The organism is Aeoliella straminimaris, from assembly GCF_024054565.1.
Classification (GTDB): domain Bacteria; phylum Planctomycetota; class Planctomycetia; order Pirellulales; family Lacipirellulaceae; genus Aeoliella; species Aeoliella straminimaris.
In genome coordinates this window covers 1-18,995 of the sequence record NZ_JAMXLR010000051.1, presented here as the reverse complement: position 1 = coordinate 18,995, position 18,995 = coordinate 1, and the positions used below count along the sequence as shown (strand labels likewise).

The 18,995-nt window shown below is 63.2% G+C and carries 15 protein-coding genes; 9 read left to right on the top strand and 6 right to left on the bottom strand.

What is annotated here, in order from left to right; genetic code table 11:
- The first annotated feature begins 34 nt into the window (after positions 1-34).
- Positions 35-1,450: a cytochrome P450 gene (locus tag NG895_RS13855; RefSeq protein ID WP_252853103.1), complete on the top strand. Its 1,416-nt coding sequence runs from the start codon at positions 35-37 to the stop codon at positions 1,448-1,450.
- Positions 1,451-1,488: 38 nt separating this feature from the next.
- Here the strand turns inward: NG895_RS13855 and NG895_RS13850 are convergent, their stop codons facing one another.
- From NG895_RS13850 to NG895_RS13835, 4 genes are all read right to left on the bottom strand, one after another.
- Positions 1,489-3,234, bottom strand: coding sequence for a type II secretion system protein GspG (locus tag NG895_RS13850; protein WP_252853102.1), 1,746 nt, complete (start codon positions 3,232-3,234; stop codon positions 1,489-1,491).
- Between the two features lie 31 nt (positions 3,235-3,265).
- Positions 3,266-5,038 (bottom strand): hypothetical protein, encoded by a 1,773-nt coding sequence (locus tag NG895_RS13845; protein ID WP_252853101.1) that lies wholly within the window; start codon positions 5,036-5,038, stop codon positions 3,266-3,268.
- A 39-nt stretch (positions 5,039-5,077) separates the two neighbouring features.
- Positions 5,078-6,778 (bottom strand): type II secretion system protein GspG, encoded by a 1,701-nt coding sequence (locus NG895_RS13840; protein WP_252853100.1) that lies wholly within the window; start codon positions 6,776-6,778, stop codon positions 5,078-5,080.
- 65 nt (positions 6,779-6,843) lie between these two features.
- The gene (locus NG895_RS13835) at positions 6,844-8,301 is read right to left on the bottom strand and encodes a sulfatase family protein (protein WP_252853099.1); all 1,458 of its coding nucleotides are present in this window, start codon (positions 8,299-8,301) and stop codon (positions 6,844-6,846) included.
- A gap of 384 nt (positions 8,302-8,685) precedes the next feature.
- Here NG895_RS13835 and NG895_RS13830 point away from each other — a divergent pair, with 384 nt between their 5' ends.
- The 5 genes from NG895_RS13830 (at position 8,686) to NG895_RS13810 (ending at position 15,006) form a co-directional block, all read left to right on the top strand.
- Positions 8,686-11,358: a M1 family aminopeptidase gene (locus tag NG895_RS13830; protein WP_252853098.1), complete on the top strand. Its 2,673-nt coding sequence runs from the start codon at positions 8,686-8,688 to the stop codon at positions 11,356-11,358.
- A 126-nt stretch (positions 11,359-11,484) separates the two neighbouring features.
- Entirely contained in the window at positions 11,485-12,294 is an 810-nt protein-coding gene (locus tag NG895_RS13825; RefSeq protein ID WP_252853097.1) for a type III pantothenate kinase, read from the top strand.
- A 123-nt stretch (positions 12,295-12,417) separates the two neighbouring features.
- The gene (locus NG895_RS13820; protein WP_252853096.1) at positions 12,418-13,602 is read left to right on the top strand and encodes a GTPase; all 1,185 of its coding nucleotides are present in this window, start codon (positions 12,418-12,420) and stop codon (positions 13,600-13,602) included.
- Between the two features lie 138 nt (positions 13,603-13,740).
- Positions 13,741-14,406, top strand: coding sequence for a hypothetical protein (locus tag NG895_RS13815; RefSeq protein WP_252853095.1), 666 nt, complete (start codon positions 13,741-13,743; stop codon positions 14,404-14,406).
- Between the two features lie 99 nt (positions 14,407-14,505).
- Positions 14,506-15,006, top strand: a complete 501-nt coding sequence (locus NG895_RS13810; RefSeq protein ID WP_252853094.1) for a hypothetical protein — start codon at positions 14,506-14,508, stop codon at positions 15,004-15,006.
- Between the two features lie 22 nt (positions 15,007-15,028).
- Here the strand turns inward: NG895_RS13810 and NG895_RS13805 are convergent, their stop codons facing one another.
- On the bottom strand, positions 15,029-15,721 hold the full coding sequence (locus tag NG895_RS13805) for a 16S rRNA (uracil(1498)-N(3))-methyltransferase (protein WP_252853093.1): 693 nt from the start codon (positions 15,719-15,721) through the stop codon (positions 15,029-15,031).
- A gap of 115 nt (positions 15,722-15,836) precedes the next feature.
- Between NG895_RS13805 and NG895_RS13800 the strand changes: the two genes are divergently transcribed.
- On the top strand, positions 15,837-16,643 hold the full coding sequence (locus NG895_RS13800; RefSeq protein WP_252853092.1) for an ExeA family protein: 807 nt from the start codon (positions 15,837-15,839) through the stop codon (positions 16,641-16,643).
- Between the two features lie 136 nt (positions 16,644-16,779).
- On the top strand, positions 16,780-17,052 hold the full coding sequence (locus NG895_RS13795) for a DUF4404 family protein (RefSeq protein WP_252853091.1): 273 nt from the start codon (positions 16,780-16,782) through the stop codon (positions 17,050-17,052).
- A gap of 15 nt (positions 17,053-17,067) precedes the next feature.
- Here NG895_RS13795 and NG895_RS13790 read toward each other — a convergent pair whose 3' ends face one another.
- On the bottom strand, positions 17,068-18,270 hold the full coding sequence (locus tag NG895_RS13790; protein ID WP_252853090.1) for a M20/M25/M40 family metallo-hydrolase: 1,203 nt from the start codon (positions 18,268-18,270) through the stop codon (positions 17,068-17,070).
- A gap of 140 nt (positions 18,271-18,410) precedes the next feature.
- On the opposite strand from NG895_RS13790, the gene NG895_RS13785 reads away from it, so the two are divergent.
- Positions 18,411-18,992 (top strand): anthranilate synthase component II, encoded by a 582-nt coding sequence (locus NG895_RS13785; RefSeq protein WP_252853089.1) that lies wholly within the window; start codon positions 18,411-18,413, stop codon positions 18,990-18,992.
- The last annotated feature ends 3 nt before the right edge of the window (positions 18,993-18,995 follow it).

Genomic DNA, 18,995 nt, shown 5'->3' with positions numbered 1-18,995 from the left:
GATTTCGTCGACCGTTTGCCTTAGATATTTGACCATGCTTTCGCCAGACCAACACGCCGACGGCTTGCCGGCGGTCTCCCACCTGCCCCTCGCTGAGTTTGCCGACGATGTACTCGGCAATCTATTCGCCTTGCACGAGGAGTTCGGGCCCGTGGCGGCCATCGAAGACGGCGGGCAGCGGCTCGTAGTGTTGTTCGATCCGGAACTCAACTTCCAGGTACTTCGCGATACCGACACGTACCAGGGCCGGTTCTTTCCCATTCGCGGGCCGAAGCGCTCCAGCCAGCGCCGGCTGACTTGCGGGTTGTTGGGGATGAACGGCGAACAGCATGCCCGCAATCGACGCATCCTGAAGGATGCCTTCAGCCTGCGGGCGATCGCCGGCTATCGTCCGGCCGTGGAGTCGATCACCGACCGTTGGCTCGATGCCTGGCAGCCAGGGTCGACGATCGATCTGAACGACGAAATGACGCGGTACATGCTCACCGTGACCAGCACCTTGCTGTTTGGCATGAACGACCAGCAGCAGGCTTGCGAGTTGGGCGAGCAGATTGCCGACTGGGTGTCGCGGATGCACGATATCGGCGCGGGGGCGCTGGTACCCGATGCGGCCTTCGACGCTGGTTACGAACCACTGCTCGAGCAAGCAGAAGAGCTCGAACGCTCGGTCACCGCGATGATCGCCCGGCGCAGGGAGACCATTGCCGACCAGCCCGACGCTTGCGACGTACTGTCGTTGCTGGTGCGTGGGCACGGCGAGCTCGGCAAGCTCAGCGATGAGGAACTGGTGGGGCAGGCCTGCGTGTTGTTCGGCGCCGCCCACATGACCACGGCCCACTCGCTCACCTGGACGCTGCTGCTGCTGTCGCTTCATCCCGAGATCGCCGCTAACCTGTTGGCCGAGACTCTGGGACCCGAGGAGGCTCGAACCGGGCTGATCGACCGCGTGATCAAGGAAAGCATGCGGGTGCTGCCGGCGTCGTCGTACTCGCAGCGGGTTACCAGTCGCCGGGTGCAGGTTGGTCCCTACGACTGTCTGCCCGGCACGCCCATCGTGTTCACGCCGCTCATCACGCACCGCCTGCCAGGGCTGTATGAAGATCCGCGAACGTTCAATCCCGACCGTTGGCTCGACATCAAACCATCGACCTACGAGTACCTGCCGTTCGGCGCCGGCGCGCGGATGTGCATCGGCGGCCCGCTCGCCATGGAGATCCTCCGCCACGCCATCCCCAGAATCCTCGAACGCTTCCGACTTGATGTGCCAGCCGGTACGGAGATCAACGCGCAGGTGACCGGTACGATGCTGTCGCCGGTGGCTACGGTGCCCATCGAGCTGCACGAAGCGGATGGCCAGTTCTCCAGCCACCCGATTCAGGGCAATCTCACCACGCTGCTCAACCTGCCCGGCGCTGCTGAAGCTTCGACTCGCCCGCGGCAACCGCGGTAGCGCCGATCGTCGCCCCGTTTCCTAGTCTGAGTCCATTCTCAGAATGCAGGCTCGTCAGGCGGTTCGAACTCCGGCAGTGGCAGTTCTAACTTCGGCAATCGGATAGCCACGTCGTCGGCGGGTTCGGTGAGACGAAGGAACTCGTAGTCGCCTTCGAACTCAGGCTCGTACTCAGGCAGACCCAGACGCTTGCGGAGGGCGCGGTCTGCGGCTTCGGTATCGGCCATCTCGTACCCTTGGTAGGTTTTCCACATCTCGTGGGAACCTCCCTGGTCCTTGCCATCGGCGCCGAGCGAGTACAGCAAGAAGCCGTCGGAGGTGCGCTGGTAGGCGAGCGCGTTGCCATGCGGATCGACCAGGGGCGCGGCCAGGTAATCGGGCACCAGGGCGCCGAGTTGCTCGGGGTATTCGCCATGCGCGAGCCGATAGCGGGCCAAGGCGATGGCCGTTTGACTTAGCAGTCGCTGGCTTTGCACGCGCCGTTCGGCCCCCAGGGCAGCTTCGATGCTCGGCAGCAACAACTGGCACAGGACGTACGCAATGTTCTTGCTACGCGCCGACCGGCTCAGGGCCGTACCCCCTATGCCGCCTGGAGTAGTGATGGCGTTCGATCGCTTGGTGAGCGAGTTGCTCCAGGCATCGAGCGCCGCCTGTTGCTGGGTGGCGGTCGGCTCGTCCAAGGCGGCGACTATCTGGTCGTACTCCTGGTTGCCAATTTCCAAGATCGCGTTCCAGTCGATGGCGATGGCGGAGATTATGGGGATGCCAAACTGGCCGGCGATCGAGTCGTTCGGATTCTCTGGCGTGCGGGCGTGGGACATTTCGAGCATGCCCGTGACGAATCCGATCCGTTCGAACGAATCCACCGCGTCTCGCATGGTGCTGCCAGGCTGGCGGGCTGTAATGAACTGCTGCATGTCGGCGGCCAGTTCGGGCGTCAAGTCGGGCGACTGAAGGAGCTGCAGTAGCGTTTCCTTTGCCTGACCTTCACAAGCGTAGGCGACTAACTTGCTGACCAACGTGCAGTGCGTTTCGAGGTCGGCCAGGCGGTACATCGTTTGGCAGTCCTGCCAGGCTCCGGCAAGGTCGCCGCTGCCGATTCGCAGATTCGCCCGCAGCGCGAGACTGCGAACAGCAGGGCGCGGGTAATGCAGCTCCGGAATATCGAGGACGATCACATTGACCTTGGGATTGGCCAGCAGGGCAGGGGCCGGCAGATAAAACTCGGGTCGCGCCATCGCTTCGTGGAGCAGGGCGTAGTCGTGGGCATGGGCCTCCACCCAATCGGCCACCGGCGGGGCATCATCCGCTTGCCACGGTTGCATGCCCAGCGCCCGCAAGTAGTCGTTCTCCACGAAAAACTTGATGTCGTGATCGAGATCCGAAAGATGCTCGTCGGCGGGTACCTGATTTTTGAGATACCAGGTCGTCATGTCGTCGATCAGCTTTCGATTGTCTTCGATATCGCGGAGCCCATCGGTGGTGAGCACTTCCATGCCCAACTCGCGGCACACCAGTTGTTGATCCTGGGCCTCGAGCTCCGCCGGCCACATCGCTTGCAGCAGCGGAATCGCCCCGTTGTTCTCCGGCGTGACGCCCTCGCGCATCTGGTCGAGCAAATATTTGGAGTAATTTGGCAACCCATCGTCGGCCAGCGGCTCGGTGATGACCGTGGTTTGCGTTGAGACCTCGATCGGACCGGACGGCCAAAACAGTTGCCAGAGGAAGTAAACCATGAACACCCCGAGGGCGATGGCTGACCATTTGAGAATGCGTTTGAACATGAGGAGATAAGGGGTAAGGAACGAGTGGCGTTTATTCTACTCTTTCGAACTTGGGAATCGGCCGCTGGAGGAGCGGTAGCCGGATGGCGATGTCGTCGGTTTGTAGCTCTGGGTCGATGGTGGTGTCGATCACCAGGACGTCGTCATTGTGGAAATTGTCGACTTCTACATCGAGGGCCGGTTCCCCCAGTTTTTTGCGGAGCTGCATTTCGGCGGCCTCGTCGTCGGGAATGGGGTAGCCCTGAAGGGTGCGAAGTTCGATGCAGTTGCCGCGGTCGTCGATGCAATTGGGACCGAGTGAGTAGAGCAGATAACCATCGCTGGTTCGCTGATACACGATCGGGCGGTCGAACGGATCGATGGGCAGCTTATCCAGAAACTGCGGCATCAGCCCGTCGAGCGACTCAGGATACTCGCCGGTGGCGAGTTGATAGCGCGCCAGGGCGACGGCCGTTTGGGGGAGCTGGCGATGGGTACGATTCTGTCGGTCTAGCCTGAGGGCAAAGTTGTCGCCATAGCCCTCCAATAGCATGTAGGCCATGTACTCGGTGCGGACCTTGCAGCTGAGCATAAAGCTCACGGGCGAGGGTTGGACCGCCTTGCGCTGGATTTCCGCGTACCACGCATCGAGCGCTGCCTGCTGCTCGGCATAGGTTGGTTGGTCGACCGCCTCGAGAAACAGGTCGTACTGCTGGTTGGCGATGTGGAGTACAGTGGTCCAGTCGATGGAGGGTTCGCGGCCATTGTCCCTGTCCCGCGGTACTACCCAGTCGGGGGTATTCGATTCCTCAAGAGGGCGGAAGTCCGAAATTTCCAGCAAGGAGGTAATGTGGTCGATTCGGTTGCCGGTCTCCAGCGTGTCTCGCATGTTGTGTTGCGGCTGGCGGGTGGCGAGGAACGCGTCGATCTCCTCGGCCAGTTCCGGTGTGAGCTCGGGCGACTCGAGAATGCGGAGCAACAGGGCGTTGGCAAACTTCTCGATGTTGTGGGAGATGACCTCGCAGAGCACCGTTGGGTGCGTCGATACGTCGGTCAGCTGGTACATCACCCGGCAGTCGTCCCACGCCCCGCGGATGTCGCCGCTGCCGAGTCGTAAGTTGGCCCGCAATTTGAGGCAACTGGCGGCACTGCGAATTCGTTGCTCGCCCGGGATCATCACCCGAACGAAGCATGCTTTGGGGTCGGCGAGCAGCGTGGGCGATGGGAAGTAGAACTTCTCTCGCTCGACCGCTGCGTAGAGCAGGTCGAAATGCGGGGCGTGCTCCGCGAGCCAGCGTGCAATCGGCTCGGCGTCGGTGGCAGTCCAGGGGCCCTCTTCGACGGCGTCGAGCAGTGCCTCGTCCGGACTCAAATTGTTGTCGCGCTCCTGGCCGGTGAAGCCGATGCCGTCGAGTTCGTCGTCAGCCGATTCGCCCGCTGGTTCGGGGTCCCCGCCGCACCACTCGTACAGTTCGGTCATTAACTGCCGATTGGAGTAGGGCGAGTCGAGTCCTGCCTCGCTGGGCACTTCCATCCCCAACTCATCGCAGACCAAGTGCTTCTCGTCGTCGCCCCACAGCCCCGCCGGCCACATCGCCTGGATGAACGGGATCGCCCCGTTGTTCGCGGGCGTGACGCCCTCGCGCATCTGGTCGAGCACGTATTCGGAGTAGTTGGGCAGCCCGTCGTCGGCCAGGGGGGCGGTGATGAAGGTGGTCTCGGGCGAGACCCTAATCGGCCCGGCCGGCCACCACAGCTGCCAGCTGAACCACGCCATGAATAGCCCGAAGGCGATGCCGGTCCATTTCAGTAGGCGTTTTAGCATGAGAGGCGACCGGCGGCGAATGGCGAGTAACGGGCGACGCTACTCCTGCCATTCGAACTGCGGCAACGGATATTGGATGTGCGGCATACGCAGCGCGATATCGTCATCTTCGATCCTCGGGCCCCATTTGTCCATAACCGCGGGCTGGCTGGTGTTTTCGGCGGACCGGGGCAGCGCGCCCAGTTGCTGGCGTAATTGCTGTATCTTCGCCGGACTCTCGGGAATCGGGTAGCCCTGGTACAGGTTCAGCATGTTATTGCTGCCACCGGAGTCCTGGCCATCGCGACCGAGCGAGTAGAGCAGGTAGCCGTCGGGAGTTCGCGTGTAGGCCAGGGCGCGGTCGAACGGATCCATCGGCATCTCGGCCAGGTACTCGGGCAGCAGCCCGTCGAGCGACTGGGGGTACTCGCCGGTCGACAGGCGATAGCGGGCCAGTGCCACGGCCGTGAGATGCAACTGGCGATTCGCGGTGATGCGTCGGCCGTTCTCGATGGCGGCGGCCAGGCGGCTCGGGATCATCTTGGCCAGTTCGTAGGCCATGTGGTTGGTGCGGACCTCGTAATCGAGCAGCATATTCGTCCACTCGGGTTCCTTGGCCAGATCGCTCACGCGGTCGGTCCAGGCATTGAGTGCCGCCTGCTGTTCGGTGTACGTGGGTTGGTCCGCGGCGGCGAGATACAAATCGTACTCTTCATTGGCGATGCGGAGCACGGTGCACCAATCGATCGCAGGCTTGTGATCGATATCGTCCTGCCCGTAGGCGACGCCCCCGTGGGCCGAGGCAGCGCTGGTCCGCCGGTAACCGGAGATTTCCAGTAGTTCGGTGACAAAATCGATGCGCGCGCCCGACCTCAGCGTGTCGCGCAAACTGTGTTGTGGTTGCCGTGAGCCGAGACAGGTGGCCATCTCTTCGGCCAGCTCGCTGGTTAGCTGCGGCGACTGCACGATGTGCCAGAGCGTGCGGTTGGCGATTTCCTCGCGTTTATAGGCCAGCAATTCGCACAATACGGTGCTGTGCGTCTGCACGTCTGCCAGGTGGTAAATTGCTCGGCAGTCGTCCCAGGCGCCCCGCAGGTCGCCACTGCCGACCCGCAGATTGGCCCGCAGTGCCAGGCACTTTGCAGCGGTGCGCAACGTTTGCGTGGCTGGAGTTCGCATGCTGTGGAGACTTGCCTTGGGGTCGGCGAGCAGCGTGGGCGAGGGAAAGTAAAACTCCTCCTGCCGGGCGGCTTCGTGCAACAACTCGAATTGCTCGGCATGCTGCTCGATCCACTGGGCCAACGGTGGGGCATCGGCCGCCGTCCAGGGGGCAGCTTCAATGGCCTCGAGCAGATCTTCCTCGGGCACCAGGAATTCGGACTTTTCGGCCGGGTCGCACCACTTGGCCAGCGCGGCCATCAGCGCCTTGTCGGCGTAGGGAATCGAGAGGCCCTCTTCGGTGGGCATGGTCATGCCAAGTTCGGTGCACACCAGCTGCTTGTCGTTGCCATGCAATTCGGCGGGCCACATCGCCCGCACGAACGCCGGCGCCCCGTTGTTGTCGGCCGTAACGTCGGCCTTCATCCGCTGCACGAGGAACATCGAGTAGCTCGGCAGTCCGTCATCGGCCAGCGGACCGGTTATGAGCGTGGTTTCTCGTGCCAGGCTAATTGGCTCGGCTTGCCAATAGAGTTGCCAGGAGAACCAGGACGCAAAGACACTCAGCGGGACACATGTCCACAACAGCAAACGAATTGGCATAGCGGTGGGGGAGAGCAGCTAAGCAAGTGGTGGCCCAGGGGAGGGAGGGGGCCACAACTCGAAAGCTAACGCACGGGCGGGAGGGGGGAGGTGGGAGAGGCGTACGGTTGTAGCGCCTCTATCGCAGGTAGGTATAAATCATCGCCCGTTTCGGTTTGCTGCAACCGCAGTTGGTCTAACAACTGCGCTGCAACCACCTTGTACTCACCATTTTCAGATAGATCAACCACCTCATGCGGGTCTTTTTCCAGATTATACAGTCGTACGCACGGAACCTTCGGATAAACGATCAGCTTCCACCCGTCTTGCGTCACCATCCGCTGGCGATCGAGGTACGCGCCGTAGATTGCCTGCCGTGGGGTAGCTGTGACATCTGGGTCGAGTAGCGGATTGAGGTCCTGGAACTCGATGCCATCGGTCGACGCCCCGGCCCAAGTCAGGGTGGTGGGTACCACGTCCTGCAGGTAGATGGGCGTGGTGATTTGCTGGCCGGTGGGCAGCCCCGGTCCGGACAGGATGAACGGCACGCGGACACTGTGGTCGTACATGTTCTGCTTGCCCAGCAGCCCATGGCGGCCGATCGCCAGGCCGTGATCGGAGGTGAAGATGATCCGCGTGCTAGCAGTCAAACCAAGTTGGTCCACCGCATCCAGGATGCGCCCGATCTGCGCATCGAGGTGCGACACAATTGCAGCGTACTCCGCGCGGTGGGCGCGCACTGCGTATTCGGTCCGCGGGAACGGGGCCAGCCGCTCGTCGCGCAGACCACGGCCGGCGCCCATCGCTTCGGCGTAGGGATACTCGGGCTGGAAGCTCTCGGGCACCGACATCTTCTCGCGCGGGTAGCGGGCGACGTACTCGGCCGGCGCCTGGCGGGGATCGTGCGGTGCGTTGAAGGCCGCGTACAGGAAGAAGGGGCGCTCGTCGCCGGCGACGGGCTGCATCAACTCGATGGCGTCGTCGGCCACCACTTCGCTCCAGTGGCGTCCCCCTTTCCAGTGTCCGCCGGCCGACTGGTCGCTGGGATCGAACGGATCGGGCTGGTCCTGGTGCGGGCGGTTATACATCCACTTGTGATCGTTGGGCATGCCAGGGCGGACGTGCCGCACCTGGTCGAACACCTTCTGCGGGTCGGCCTGCACGTGCCACTTGCCGGTCATGGCGGTGCGGTAGCCAGCCGCGCGAAGTCGCTGCGGCCAGCTTTGTTCGGTTTCCACGTATCGCTGCTCGAGCTTCGACGCGTCGCGCTGGGCGTGCCACAGTTGCTGACCGGTAAACAGCATGGTGCGACTGGCCACGCAGACCGCGCCGCTCCAACTGCCCGGGTTGTAGGCGTGGGTGAAGGTGGTGCCGCGCTCGGCCAGACGGTCGATGTTGGGGGTGTCCACCTCGTCCCATCCCAGACAGCGGGCCGCATCGTACGCCTGGTCGTCGGTCAGGATCAGCAGGATATTCGGCTGTTCGGCCGAGGTTGCCGCGCTCGAGCACAGGGCGAGGGCGAGCAATAACATGATGCGACGCATGGACACTTCTCCACCTGGGCGTGACTAGGATCCCGCGGGTTTTCGGGGCGATTTCCAGCGTACGGATGATGATAACAGAACCACCGAGCCGGCTTCTCCGATTTTTCTGAGCCAAATTCTTCCGCCGGCGGCGCGAACCCTGGCGGCAGTTGAGCCCTAGAACCTAGTTGCACCCCACCGAAAATGGGGCAACCCTTAGAATCTGGGGCCATCGGCCACCAAAATCGCGCATTTTGCCGCAGTTGTCGCGGATAGAGGACCCTCGGGGTATACTACTTCGGACCTGGGGCGATGTCCGTCGAGTTGTAGCCGCACGGCTGTTTACTGCTCCAGTTTCCCACCTACAGGCCCCACCTTCGTTTTCTGAACGAAAGAGAGATGTTGATGCGTATTCGTTCGACTATCGCCCTGCTCGCTTTCCTGCTGTTCTCCGCTCCACTGGCTTTGGCCATTGACGAGAACATCTGCCGATACTGCGGTCGCGATCACGCGGCCGAGGCGGCCGCTGCCGCGGCGGCTTCCACCGACGGCACCGGACGCAAGTACGCGCCCGATCGCCTGGTGGATGTGTTGAACATCAAGATCGATGTGGTGCCCGATTTCGAAAAGCGCACCGTCAGCGGTACGACAACGCTCACGTTTGCTCCCATCTCCAAGCCAGTTGAAGAGTTGACGCTCGACGCCGAGAAGCTGGACATCGAGAAGGTGGAATCGTCCGCCCCGCTGGCCGACTACGTCGTGACCGACCATCACCTGGTGCTATTGTTCGCCGAGCCGCTGAAGGTGGGCGCGAAGACCGAGGTGGCCATCACCTACTCGGCCGAGCCGAAGAAGGGCCTGTACTTCCGCACGCCCGAACTGGGCTACCCCGAGGAGGACACACACATCTGGACGCAGGGCCAGACGCACGAGGCGCCGCACTGGTTCCCTTGCTTCGATTATCCCAACGAACGTTCCACCACCGAGGTGATCTGCACGGTGCCCCAGGGCATGAAGGTGGTCTCGAACGGCAAGATTGTTTCCGACGAGACCACCGGCGACGACATGCACCGCGTGCACTGGGTGCAGGACAAGCCGCACGCCAGTTACCTGGTGGCACTGGTGGCCGGCAAGTTCGAAAAGCTGGAAGACCAGCATAAGGACGTGAAGCTGGGCTTCTACACCCAACCCACACTGGCCGAGCACGCCCCCAACGCATTCCTCGACACGCGAACCATCATGGCGTTCTACGAAGAGGAGATCGGAATTCCGTTCCCGTGGGACAAGTACGATCAAGCCACGATCCGCGACTTCAATAGCGGCGGTATGGAGAACACCACCATCACCACGCTGTACCACGGCACCATCTGGGCCAAGGAAACCGAGAACATCTACTCGAGCCGTAACCTGGATGCCCACGAGATGGCGCATCAGTGGTTCGGCGACTACGTGACCTGCGAAGATTGGGCCCACCTGTGGCTGAACGAAGGCTTCGCCACGTACTACACGCACCTGTACAACGAACACAAACTGGGCCGCGACGAATTGCTATACGGCCTGTACCGCGACGCCACGGGCCGGGTTCTGCCAGCATCGGACGACCCGCGGCCCATCGTGTTCCGCGGTTACGACAATGCCTGGGAGCAGTTCGACTTCCGCGCCTATCCCAAGGGTAGCTGGGTGTTGCACATGCTTCGCAGCCAGTTGGGTGTCGACCTGTACCGCGCCGGCATCAAGCATTACCTGGAAACCAACGGTCAGTCGTCGGTGGTCACGTCCGACCTGATGGCCGCGTTGGAAGAGGTCTCGGGCCGCGAGCTCGATCAATTCTTCGACCAGTGGGTGTACGGCGCCGGTTCGCCCAAGCTGAAGGTCAGCTACAAGTGGCTGCCGAAAGAGAAGCTCGCCCGGGTGACGGTCGAGCAGACTCACAAGGTGGACGACAACACGGGGCTGTTCCAGATTCCCACGAAGCTGCGTTTCGTGATCGACGGACATCCGGTCGACCACGAAATCGAGATTGAAGACAAGAAGCACGAGTTCTACGTACCACTGGCCGCCCAGCCCGAAGTGGTGCGGTTCGATCCGGAGTACTCGGTGCTGGCCGAGGTCGACTTCGACAAGCCACAGAACATGCTCGAGAAGCAAATCGTGCTGGAAGGCGACATGATGGGCCGGCTGCTGGCGGCCAAGGCTCTGGCCAAGGACGACAGCCAGAAGTCGGTGGGACTGCTGAAGGAAGCGTTGAATTCCGACGAGTTCTACGGCGTCCGGATCACGGCGGCCAATTCGCTGCAGGACATCGGCACCGACGAAGCGTACGACGCCCTGACCGCGAGCCTCGACCAGTCCGATGCCCGCGTGCGGCAGGAAGTGGTGGAGCAAGTGGGCAAGTTCTACCGCCCCGAATCGCTGGAGTTGCTCCAGGGCGTCGTGGCCAACGAAGCCAATCCCGCGATTGTGGCCACGGCCATTAGATCGCTGAGCAAGTACCCGGCCGACGACGTACGCAACCTGATCGTCGAATCGATGGATCGCGACAGCTTCAACAATCGTATCGCTGCGGCGGCAATTCAGTCGCTGGGCCAGACCGGCGACGTGCAACTTCGCGGCAAGGTCCTCAGCAAGCTGAAGGCCGACCGCCAAGAGTTCACCGACCGCGACTACGCCTCGGCCCTGGAGACGTTGGCCAAGCTGTGGAAGGACGCCGACGACAAGGAGCCCGTGCGGGTGATGCTGGTAGAGTGCCTCCGCGACCCGGCCCGCCGAGTGCGTGTTGGCGCCATCGAAGGCCTCGGCGCGTTGGGCGACCCGCAAGCGATTCCCGCCCTGCAGACATTCGCCGACCGCGAAGGGAATGGCCGCGACCAGACGGCCGCCAAGGATGCGGTCAAGAAGCTGACGGAAGACGCCCCGTTCGTGCCCCGCGAAGTCCGCGAACTCCGCCGGCTGGTCAGCGAACTGAAAAAGGAGCAGGCCTCGCTGCAAAAAGAGGTCGACACGCTGAAGGCCAAGACCGAGGCAAAGCAGAATACGCCCACGGCCGAGGTCAGCACGAAGGCGGGCAGCGATCAGTAGGCCGGCATGGCGAATGACGACATCCGCCACGGCCAACCTGAGGGAGTGGACATTCCTCGGAACATGGGTCATTGTTAACTGGACGTTGGTCATTCGACTTGGTCTCTCCGTGGTTAGCTCCCGTACATGCAACTTCAGTCCCTTGTCGCCGTCGATATTGGCAACAGCCGGTTGAAGCTGGGGCGGTTCGATCGTGAGTCCGGCCTTCACGCCGGACTGCCCGAGCCGGTCGAGACGTTGGCCATTCCGCTGGCCGAGCGGCGCGCCGAGTTCGACGTGGCGGGACTGGCCGATTGGCTGAGCGAGCACGTCGCGCCCGGTACGCCCATCGTGATTGGCAGCGTCAGCAAGCCCGCCACCACCGCGCTGGTGGAGTTTCTCGACGAGTTCGACGACGGGGCGTGGAACAACGTTCGGCAGCTTGCTGGAGGTGACTTCGCCCTCGAGAACCGCACCCAACAGCCCGAGCGAGTGGGCATCGACCGCCTGGCGGCGGCCCTGGCGGCTGGCGCCATTCGCCGCGCCGATACACCTGCCATCGTGATCGACTTCGGTACGGCGATTACCGTCGACCTGCTCTCGGCCGAGGGGGCCTTTCAGGGTGGCGCCATCCTGCCGGGTGTCGGCACCTCGGCCGAGGCCCTGCATGCCCGCACCGATGCGCTTCCCGCAGTGTACGTACCAATGGAAGGCAAGTCGCCGCCGGCGGTGGGTACCGACACGGCGAGTGCCATTCATGCCGGACTGTATTGGGGCGCCGTGGGCGCGGTGCGAGAACTGATCGCTCGCCAGCGCGACAGCCTGGTCGCCCCGCCGCAAGTGTTCGTGACGGGAAGCACTTCGCCCGACATGGCCCGCCTGCTCGGCGCGCCGGACTATACCGTCCGCTACTTGCCGCATTTGGTGCTGGCCGGATTGGCCTTGGCGGCCGGCTGATTGTCTAGCAGAGGCGGTCGGAGTGGCTGCCGTCGCCAGACGGTGGACGCCCAACCATAACGCCTGATACTCTCGCCGTTGCTGGTGAGTCAGTCCCCGCTCTGTCGAGCGTAGCTACCCTGAATGTCCGACCCCATGATCGACCATCACCCCGACCACAAGCCAACCGTTTGCGTGCTCACACCACATGGGCGGGGGGCGATTGCGGTGGTAAGTGTCGACGGGCCGGACGCGGCCGACGTGGTAGCACCGCTGTTCGTGGCCGCCAGCGGTAAGCGGCTGGCCGAGATTCCTCAGGGCCGGGTGGCGTTCGGTCGCTGGAGCGTCGCGGGGCGAGAGGAGGTGGTGGTCACGCGGTTTGCAGGCCGTGTCGAGATTCATTGTCATGGCGGCATCGCGGCGAGCCGTGCCCTTGTCGAGTCGCTGGTCGAGGTCGGCTGCCAGCGCGTCGACCCCGTGTCGTGGCTCATCACCAGCGGCCACGACCCGTTGGCCGCGGCCGCCAGCGAACTGCTGGGCCGAGCGCCAACCGAGAAGGCGGCGCTCGTGCTGCTCGACCAATGGAGTGGAGCGCTGCGGACTGAAATCGAGCGAATCATTGCCTTGCTGGATAGCGAGCTGTGGGACGAAGTACAGCAGGCGATCCAGACGCTCAGCGACCGTTGGCCACTGGGCAAGCGGCTCACACAGCCCGCCCGCGTGGTTCTCACCGGCCCGCCCAATGTTGGTAAAAGCAGCCTGATCAACGCCCTGGTGGGTTACGAGCGGGCCATCGTGTTCGATTTGCCCGGGACCACCCGCGATGTGGTGACTGCCACCACGGCCATCGACGGTTGGGCGGTGGAGCTGATCGACACGGCCGGATTGCGACTGCAGGCCACAGGCGTCGAGCAAGCTGGCATCGAACTAGCGCAGCGGGCACTGGCGCGGGCCGACCTGGTGCTCCGCGTTGCCGACGCCCAAAACCACCTGGCGGGTCGTGAGCCCGCGACAGTGTTTGACGATTGGGTGGAAGGCAAGCCGATGATTCAAGTGATCAACAAGGTGGATCTGCTAGCCACTGATCAGCGCGAGCAGCTAAGCCCGCAAGCCGACGACTCGCTCGTTGCGACTTCCGCCACCACCGGCGAGGGCGTCGAGACCTTGCTCGAGCGGATCGCCGACGTAGTGGTGCCGCAGGAACCACCGGCCGGCGCGGCGGTACCTGTGACCGAATCGCAGCACGGATCGCTGACAACTGCGTTGGGTTATCTGGTGAAACTCGATTCCGCCAAAACAAAAGAAACGTTGCTAGCAATGCTGGGGTGACCTTCCATCCCCGCGGCTCGCTCGTTGGGTTGCGCGGCATTATTCCCAAAGTCCGATGGTTGAGTTTGACGATTAGTGAGTTCGTAGCGGTGCACCGCCGCGGTTGCTCGTCTGTTACTCGCTTATCGGGAGGTCGTTGTGTCGACCAGACTTTTGGGATGGACTCTCACCCTGTTGTTTGCCTGCTTGCACACGCCGGTGGCGTGGGGACAGAACGACGCACCGCCCGCAGTACCGAATTGGGCGAAACCCGACATCAAGGCACCCATTGCGGTTCCAGTCGCCCCGGCTGCTCCCGCCGCGCGGCCGGCTCCGGCGCCGCATGCACCGCTGGTGAGTCCCAACACGGCGCAGCGATTGAGTGTCGAGTCGACCGCTCACCTGCCAAGTCGGGTGAAGAACGTGCTCGACTTCTACGGTGGCACAACTTCGGCCCGGGCGCTGTCACAGCTGCCTTATCGGCCGTCGACCGGCATGACGTCGCCACCGCCAGTTCGCCAGGCTCCCAAGCCGTTTGAAGGCACCGTGAGCAACGCACCGACGGTTAGCCCCTACATGAACCTGTTCCACGAAGAGTCGGACGAGGCACCGCCAAACTACTTCGCCTATGTCCGCCCAGCCCTGCGGCAGCAGGAAGCCAACCGCCGCGCACAGCTGGAATTTCGCTCGCTCGAGCGGCAGGTTCGCACCGTTTCGTATGGCGAAGCCGTGCAAAACTCCAGCGGCGGCGTTCCCAGTACCGGTCATGGCACCCGGTACCTGAACACCAGCCGCTACTATCCCGCGGCGCCGCGACTGCGATAGCAAATCTCGGTAACGCTGGCTTGCCGCTCGCCGGCTCGGTAGATTGAAGGCAACTCAGGTTGTCCTCAGTCCGTTACCTCGAGCCTCGGAGATTTGGCGATGAAGGCGTTTAGTTGTTCCCTGTTGTTGGTGGTGATCGCAGTTGGCCAGGTGCGGGCGCAGGAGCCTGCCTCGAGCGAGGAGGTCACCGTCAACGAGCAGGAGGCCAAGCTCAGCAAGATGCTCACCGGCGCCACGCTCGTGGGGTACTTCACCGTGACTGGCGATGGCCAGCAGGAGGGTCCACCTCGCCTGCGGGGCGAGCGTTACGACCTGGTCGAAGTGCGTAAGGTCGACAACAAGGGTAACTGGCTGTTCAAAGCTCGCATTCGTTACGGCGATCACGATGTCACGCTGCCGATGACGTTGCCCGTGAAATGGGCCGGCGACACGCCCGTGGTGGTGGTCGATAACATCGGCTTCCCAGGCCTCGGCACATACAGCGCTCGCGTGTTGTTCCACGATGGCCACTACGCCGGGCACTGGGGCGGCGGGGACCATGGTGGCAATTTGTTCGGCACGATCGAACGAGCCAAAGCAGGCGAGGGCGACACCGAGTAGTGTGCCGGTTCCGCAGTGGGAGTCAGGAATTCGAAGCCACTACGGCCACCAGCGCCAGCGCGGCCGTTTCGATGCGCAGAATGCTTGAACCCAGGCCGACGCATTGCCAGCCTTGGTCGATGGCCAGGGCAACTTCCTCGTCGGTGAAGCCGCCTTCGGGGCCGATCAGCAGCGACACCTGGTCGGCAAATTCCACACTGCTTAGTGGCTGGCCCGTCGGGTGGGCGATCACTCGCGTACCGCTGGCGCCCGCGACGAACTCGGCCAGTGGCTGAGGCTCGTCGATTTGCATTAAGGTGTTGCGGCCGCACTGCTTGCTGGCTTCCACCACGCCACGGCGGAGCTTCTCGAGCGACTTGCCTTTCAGGTCCGCCACGCTGCGCTCGGTGGAAAGAATTGCCAGGCGCGTGGCGCCCAGTTCGGTGAGCTTCTCGACGAGCCACTTCTGCCGATCGCCCTTCGGCAGCGCCACGCCCACCGTGATGCGGATGGCAAGTTCGCGGCTCAACTCCAGTCGCTCGCCAACCTCCAGCAGTACTTCACTGCGTCCGCACTTTTCGATGGTGGCCGGATACTCGCCCCCCTGGCCGTCGAACAACGTGATCGAGTCGCCCGGCTGCGCCCGCATCACATGCAGCAGGTGGTGTGCTTCGGGGCCATCGAGCGTGGCCTGGCCATCGGCAGGGGGAGTCGGCAGATAGAAGCGATCGGACATTCGTTGGGTGCTGCTAGCACAATGCAGGTGAAGTTAGCTGGCATGAGGGACCGATTATGACGATTAAGGGGGCGCTGCCCAATCCCTAGTCCACGATCCTCCAATTACTGCTTCCATGTCTTACTTGCGTCACTGGCAGCTCGAACATTCGCCCTATCGGCCCAGCAGCGAGGTTTATCCCGCGCCGCCTCATCAGGAGGCGCTGGCGCGGATCGACTATCTGGCCACCGAACGGCGGGCACTGGGGGCGCTGGTGGCCGCGCGAGGTATGGGTAAGACCATGGTGCTGGCCGACGCCCAGCGGCATCGCACGCGCGACGGCCGCTACGTGGCCGAGGTCGACGCCTTTGGCATGACCCCGCGGGAGCTGTTGTGGCAGATCGCCTGCGGGTTCGATGCCCAGCCGTCCCTGGGCGATAGCATTTCGCGACTATGGCAAAGGCTGGCCGACACGGCGGCCGAGCACGCCTGGCGGCGCGAATCGGCCATGGTGCTGGTCGACGATGCCGGGCAGGCCGGGCCCGATTTGTGCCAGCAACTGGTTCGCTTGTCGCGCGTCGCCGGCATGGCTGGCGCTTGCTGGACCGTGGTGCTGGCCGCCACGCCCAGCGAAGCCCAACGCTGGCCCGACTGCCTGTTGGAGCTGATCGACCTGAGGATCGAACTCTACGCCTGGGACGAGGACACCACCGTCGACTACCTGCAGCACGCCCTGATGATGGCCGGCCGGCTGGAACCAGTGTTCACCGAAGACGCCTTGCGCCTGGTATACGCATTGTCGCAGGGCATTCCGCGGCAGGTGGCCCGGTTGGCCGACTTCTCGCTGGTGGTGGGGGCCGCCGCGTCGACCGCGATCATCGACACGGGCATCGTCGAAACCGCCTACGGACAGGTGAACTGGTCCGCCAAAGTGGCCGGCTAGCGCATCCGCAATCTGGTAGCCCGCAGGCCGTTTGCCAGGGCCGGCGCGGGCGATTCTTGTTGGCCCCATGGTGGGCAGTTTTGGTACAATGGGGGTAGATTAGCCTCCCACATCTCTCTTCTGATTGGTACGCGTCATGGACAGCGAGCAACTCCGCAACGAACTCACCAAGCTGCACCAGGAGCTGAGCACCGTCGATTCGGTGGACGACTCGACCAAACAGATGCTGACCACCGTGATGCAGGACATCGTGAAAGTGCTCAGCGGCGAGCATACCGGCGAGGGCGACACGCCGCAGGCCAGCAGCGAGCACTTGCGCAGCATGATGTCGGAGTTCGAAGCAGAGCATCCCAAGCTGGCCCAAACCCTGGGACAACTGGCCGACGGCCTGGCGAACTTGGGGATCTAGAACGCAGCTCCCAGGTTACTCGGCCGTAACCAATCGCATTGCCTGGCGGCAGGCGAGTTCGTATTGCTCGACGTCCAGCAGCTCGTCCACTGTGTGGATGTTCTTTTGACCGCAGCCCAGTGTGACGGCCGGCACGCCGTTGGCCGCCAGCCAGTTGGCGTCGAGTCCACCGTTGCTGATTTCGATCGTGGGGGTGAGGCCTTCGGCTTCGACGGCTGCCTTGGCCGCGGCCACTGAGGGATCGTCACTCGGCAGGCGGAACGAGTCGTAGTCGAGGTGGCCTTCGAACTCGATGCTGCCGCGCTTGCCGGTGGCGCTCTTCACTTTCTTGCAGGCGCGGTGGAACGCCTTTTCGATTTCGCGGACGATTCGCTCGCGGAATTTGCTGTCGTGGCTGCGGGCTTCGGCGCGGAGCTTCACGTAGTTGGTCACCACGTTCGTGGCCTGGCCGCCCTCGAACACACCTACGTTGCTGGTGCCGGTGCCGCCCGGTTTTTCAATCAGCCCGTGCCAGCCGTTCTCCACCAGGTCGGCGATGGCCAGCGACGCAATGGCGATGGCGCTCACGCCTTGCTCCGGCGCGCCGCCGGCGTGGCTGGCGATGCCATGGATGTGGATGGTCATGCGGTAGCCACCCGTGGCTCCCACGGTGAGCTTGGTGGCCGAGCCGCCGTCGTAGTTGAAGCAGAGTTGCGGCTTGCCCAGCTTCGAGGGCACCACGTACCGCGCGCCGTACAGGCCGACCTCTTCCTGCACGGTCCACAAAAAGGTGATCGGGAAGCGCGGCACATCGCCCTTTAAGAGCTTCTCGGCCGTGGCCAGCAGCACCGCAGCGCCCGAGCGGTCGTCGGCGCCCAGTCCGGTGTTCGGGTCGGCCGACTCGACAAACTTGCCCTTCAGCACAGGCTGGCTGCCCACGCATACCGGAACCGTATCGACGTGCGCCGAGAGCATCCGCCGGGGGCCCCGCACGGTGCCGGGCAATTTGAAGATCAGGTTGCCCACCTGTCCGGCCAGCGGTGTCTTCTTGTGGGCGTTGTCGTGCACCAGGGCCTTGGCGTCGGCTCCGGCGGCCACCAGTCGATTGCGGATGAACTCCATGACGGCCCCCTCCTGACCGCTCGCACCGGGAATGGCCATTAGCTGCATGACCAGTTCGAGTTCGGGGGACTTGGCGGCGGAAGAGGAGGATTTTTTCGTGGTGCGACGCTTGGCCATGACGACTCGAATGGTGAGGGTAGGGTGAGCTGGAAGCGGGTAATAAGCGGTCATTACAACACCCCGCGACGTTTGCCGCTAGTAGCACCACACGGGGGCAGGTAGAATGAGAAAACCGCGAATAAATGAGAGCTCAAGCTATGATTCTGGTCATCGACAACTACGATTCATTCACCTACAACCTCGTGCAACGGTTGGGCGAGATCGATGGTGCGCTGGACGTCCGCGTGGTGCGCAACGACGAATGGACCGCCGAGCAGATTGAGCAGTCCAAGCCCGAGCGTCTGATCGTCTCGCCCGGGCCCTGCACGCCCAACGAAGCGGGCGTTTCGATCGAGGCCATCAAGCACATGGCTGGCAAGGTGCCAGTGCTGGGCGTGTGTCTGGGACATCAGTCGATGGGCCAGGCGTACGGCGCCACGATCGTTCGCGCTCGCAACCTGATGCACGGCAAGGTCGACCAGATTCACCACAATGGCCAGGGGCTGTTCAAGGGACTGGAGAGTCCCATCCAGGCGACACGTTACCACAGCCTGGTGATCGACCCCGAGACGTTGTCCGACGACTTCACCGTCACCGCGTGGGCCAACGAGCCGCATGGTGGCCGCGAGATCATGGCCATCCAGCATCGGGAGTTGCCGCTATTCGGTGTGCAGTTCCACCCCGAGAGTTTCTTGACTCACCGAGGCTTCGACCTGCTGCGAGCCTTCCTGGCGGCGTGAGTC

Coding starts and splice junctions, on each gene's coding strand:
- NG895_RS13855 (WP_252853103.1), top strand. CDS start 35: ATGCTTTCGCCAGACCAACACGCCGACGGCTTGCCGGCGGTCTCCCAC.
- NG895_RS13835 (WP_252853099.1), bottom strand. CDS start 8,301: ATGCGTCGCATCATGTTATTGCTCGCCCTCGCCCTGTGCTCGAGCGCG.
- NG895_RS13830 (WP_252853098.1), top strand. CDS start 8,686: ATGCGTATTCGTTCGACTATCGCCCTGCTCGCTTTCCTGCTGTTCTCC.
- NG895_RS13785 (WP_252853089.1), top strand. CDS start 18,411: ATGATTCTGGTCATCGACAACTACGATTCATTCACCTACAACCTCGTG.
- NG895_RS13800 (WP_252853092.1), top strand. CDS start 15,837: ATGTCTTACTTGCGTCACTGGCAGCTCGAACATTCGCCCTATCGGCCC.
- NG895_RS13805 (WP_252853093.1), bottom strand. CDS start 15,721: ATGTCCGATCGCTTCTATCTGCCGACTCCCCCTGCCGATGGCCAGGCC.
- NG895_RS13850 (WP_252853102.1), bottom strand. CDS start 3,234: ATGTTCAAACGCATTCTCAAATGGTCAGCCATCGCCCTCGGGGTGTTC.
- NG895_RS13840 (WP_252853100.1), bottom strand. CDS start 6,778: ATGCCAATTCGTTTGCTGTTGTGGACATGTGTCCCGCTGAGTGTCTTT.
- NG895_RS13790 (WP_252853090.1), bottom strand. CDS start 18,270: ATGGCCAAGCGTCGCACCACGAAAAAATCCTCCTCTTCCGCCGCCAAG.
- NG895_RS13795 (WP_252853091.1), top strand. CDS start 16,780: ATGGACAGCGAGCAACTCCGCAACGAACTCACCAAGCTGCACCAGGAG.
- NG895_RS13825 (WP_252853097.1), top strand. CDS start 11,485: ATGCAACTTCAGTCCCTTGTCGCCGTCGATATTGGCAACAGCCGGTTG.
- NG895_RS13820 (WP_252853096.1), top strand. CDS start 12,418: ATGTCCGACCCCATGATCGACCATCACCCCGACCACAAGCCAACCGTT.
- NG895_RS13810 (WP_252853094.1), top strand. CDS start 14,506: ATGAAGGCGTTTAGTTGTTCCCTGTTGTTGGTGGTGATCGCAGTTGGC.
- NG895_RS13845 (WP_252853101.1), bottom strand. CDS start 5,038: ATGCTAAAACGCCTACTGAAATGGACCGGCATCGCCTTCGGGCTATTC.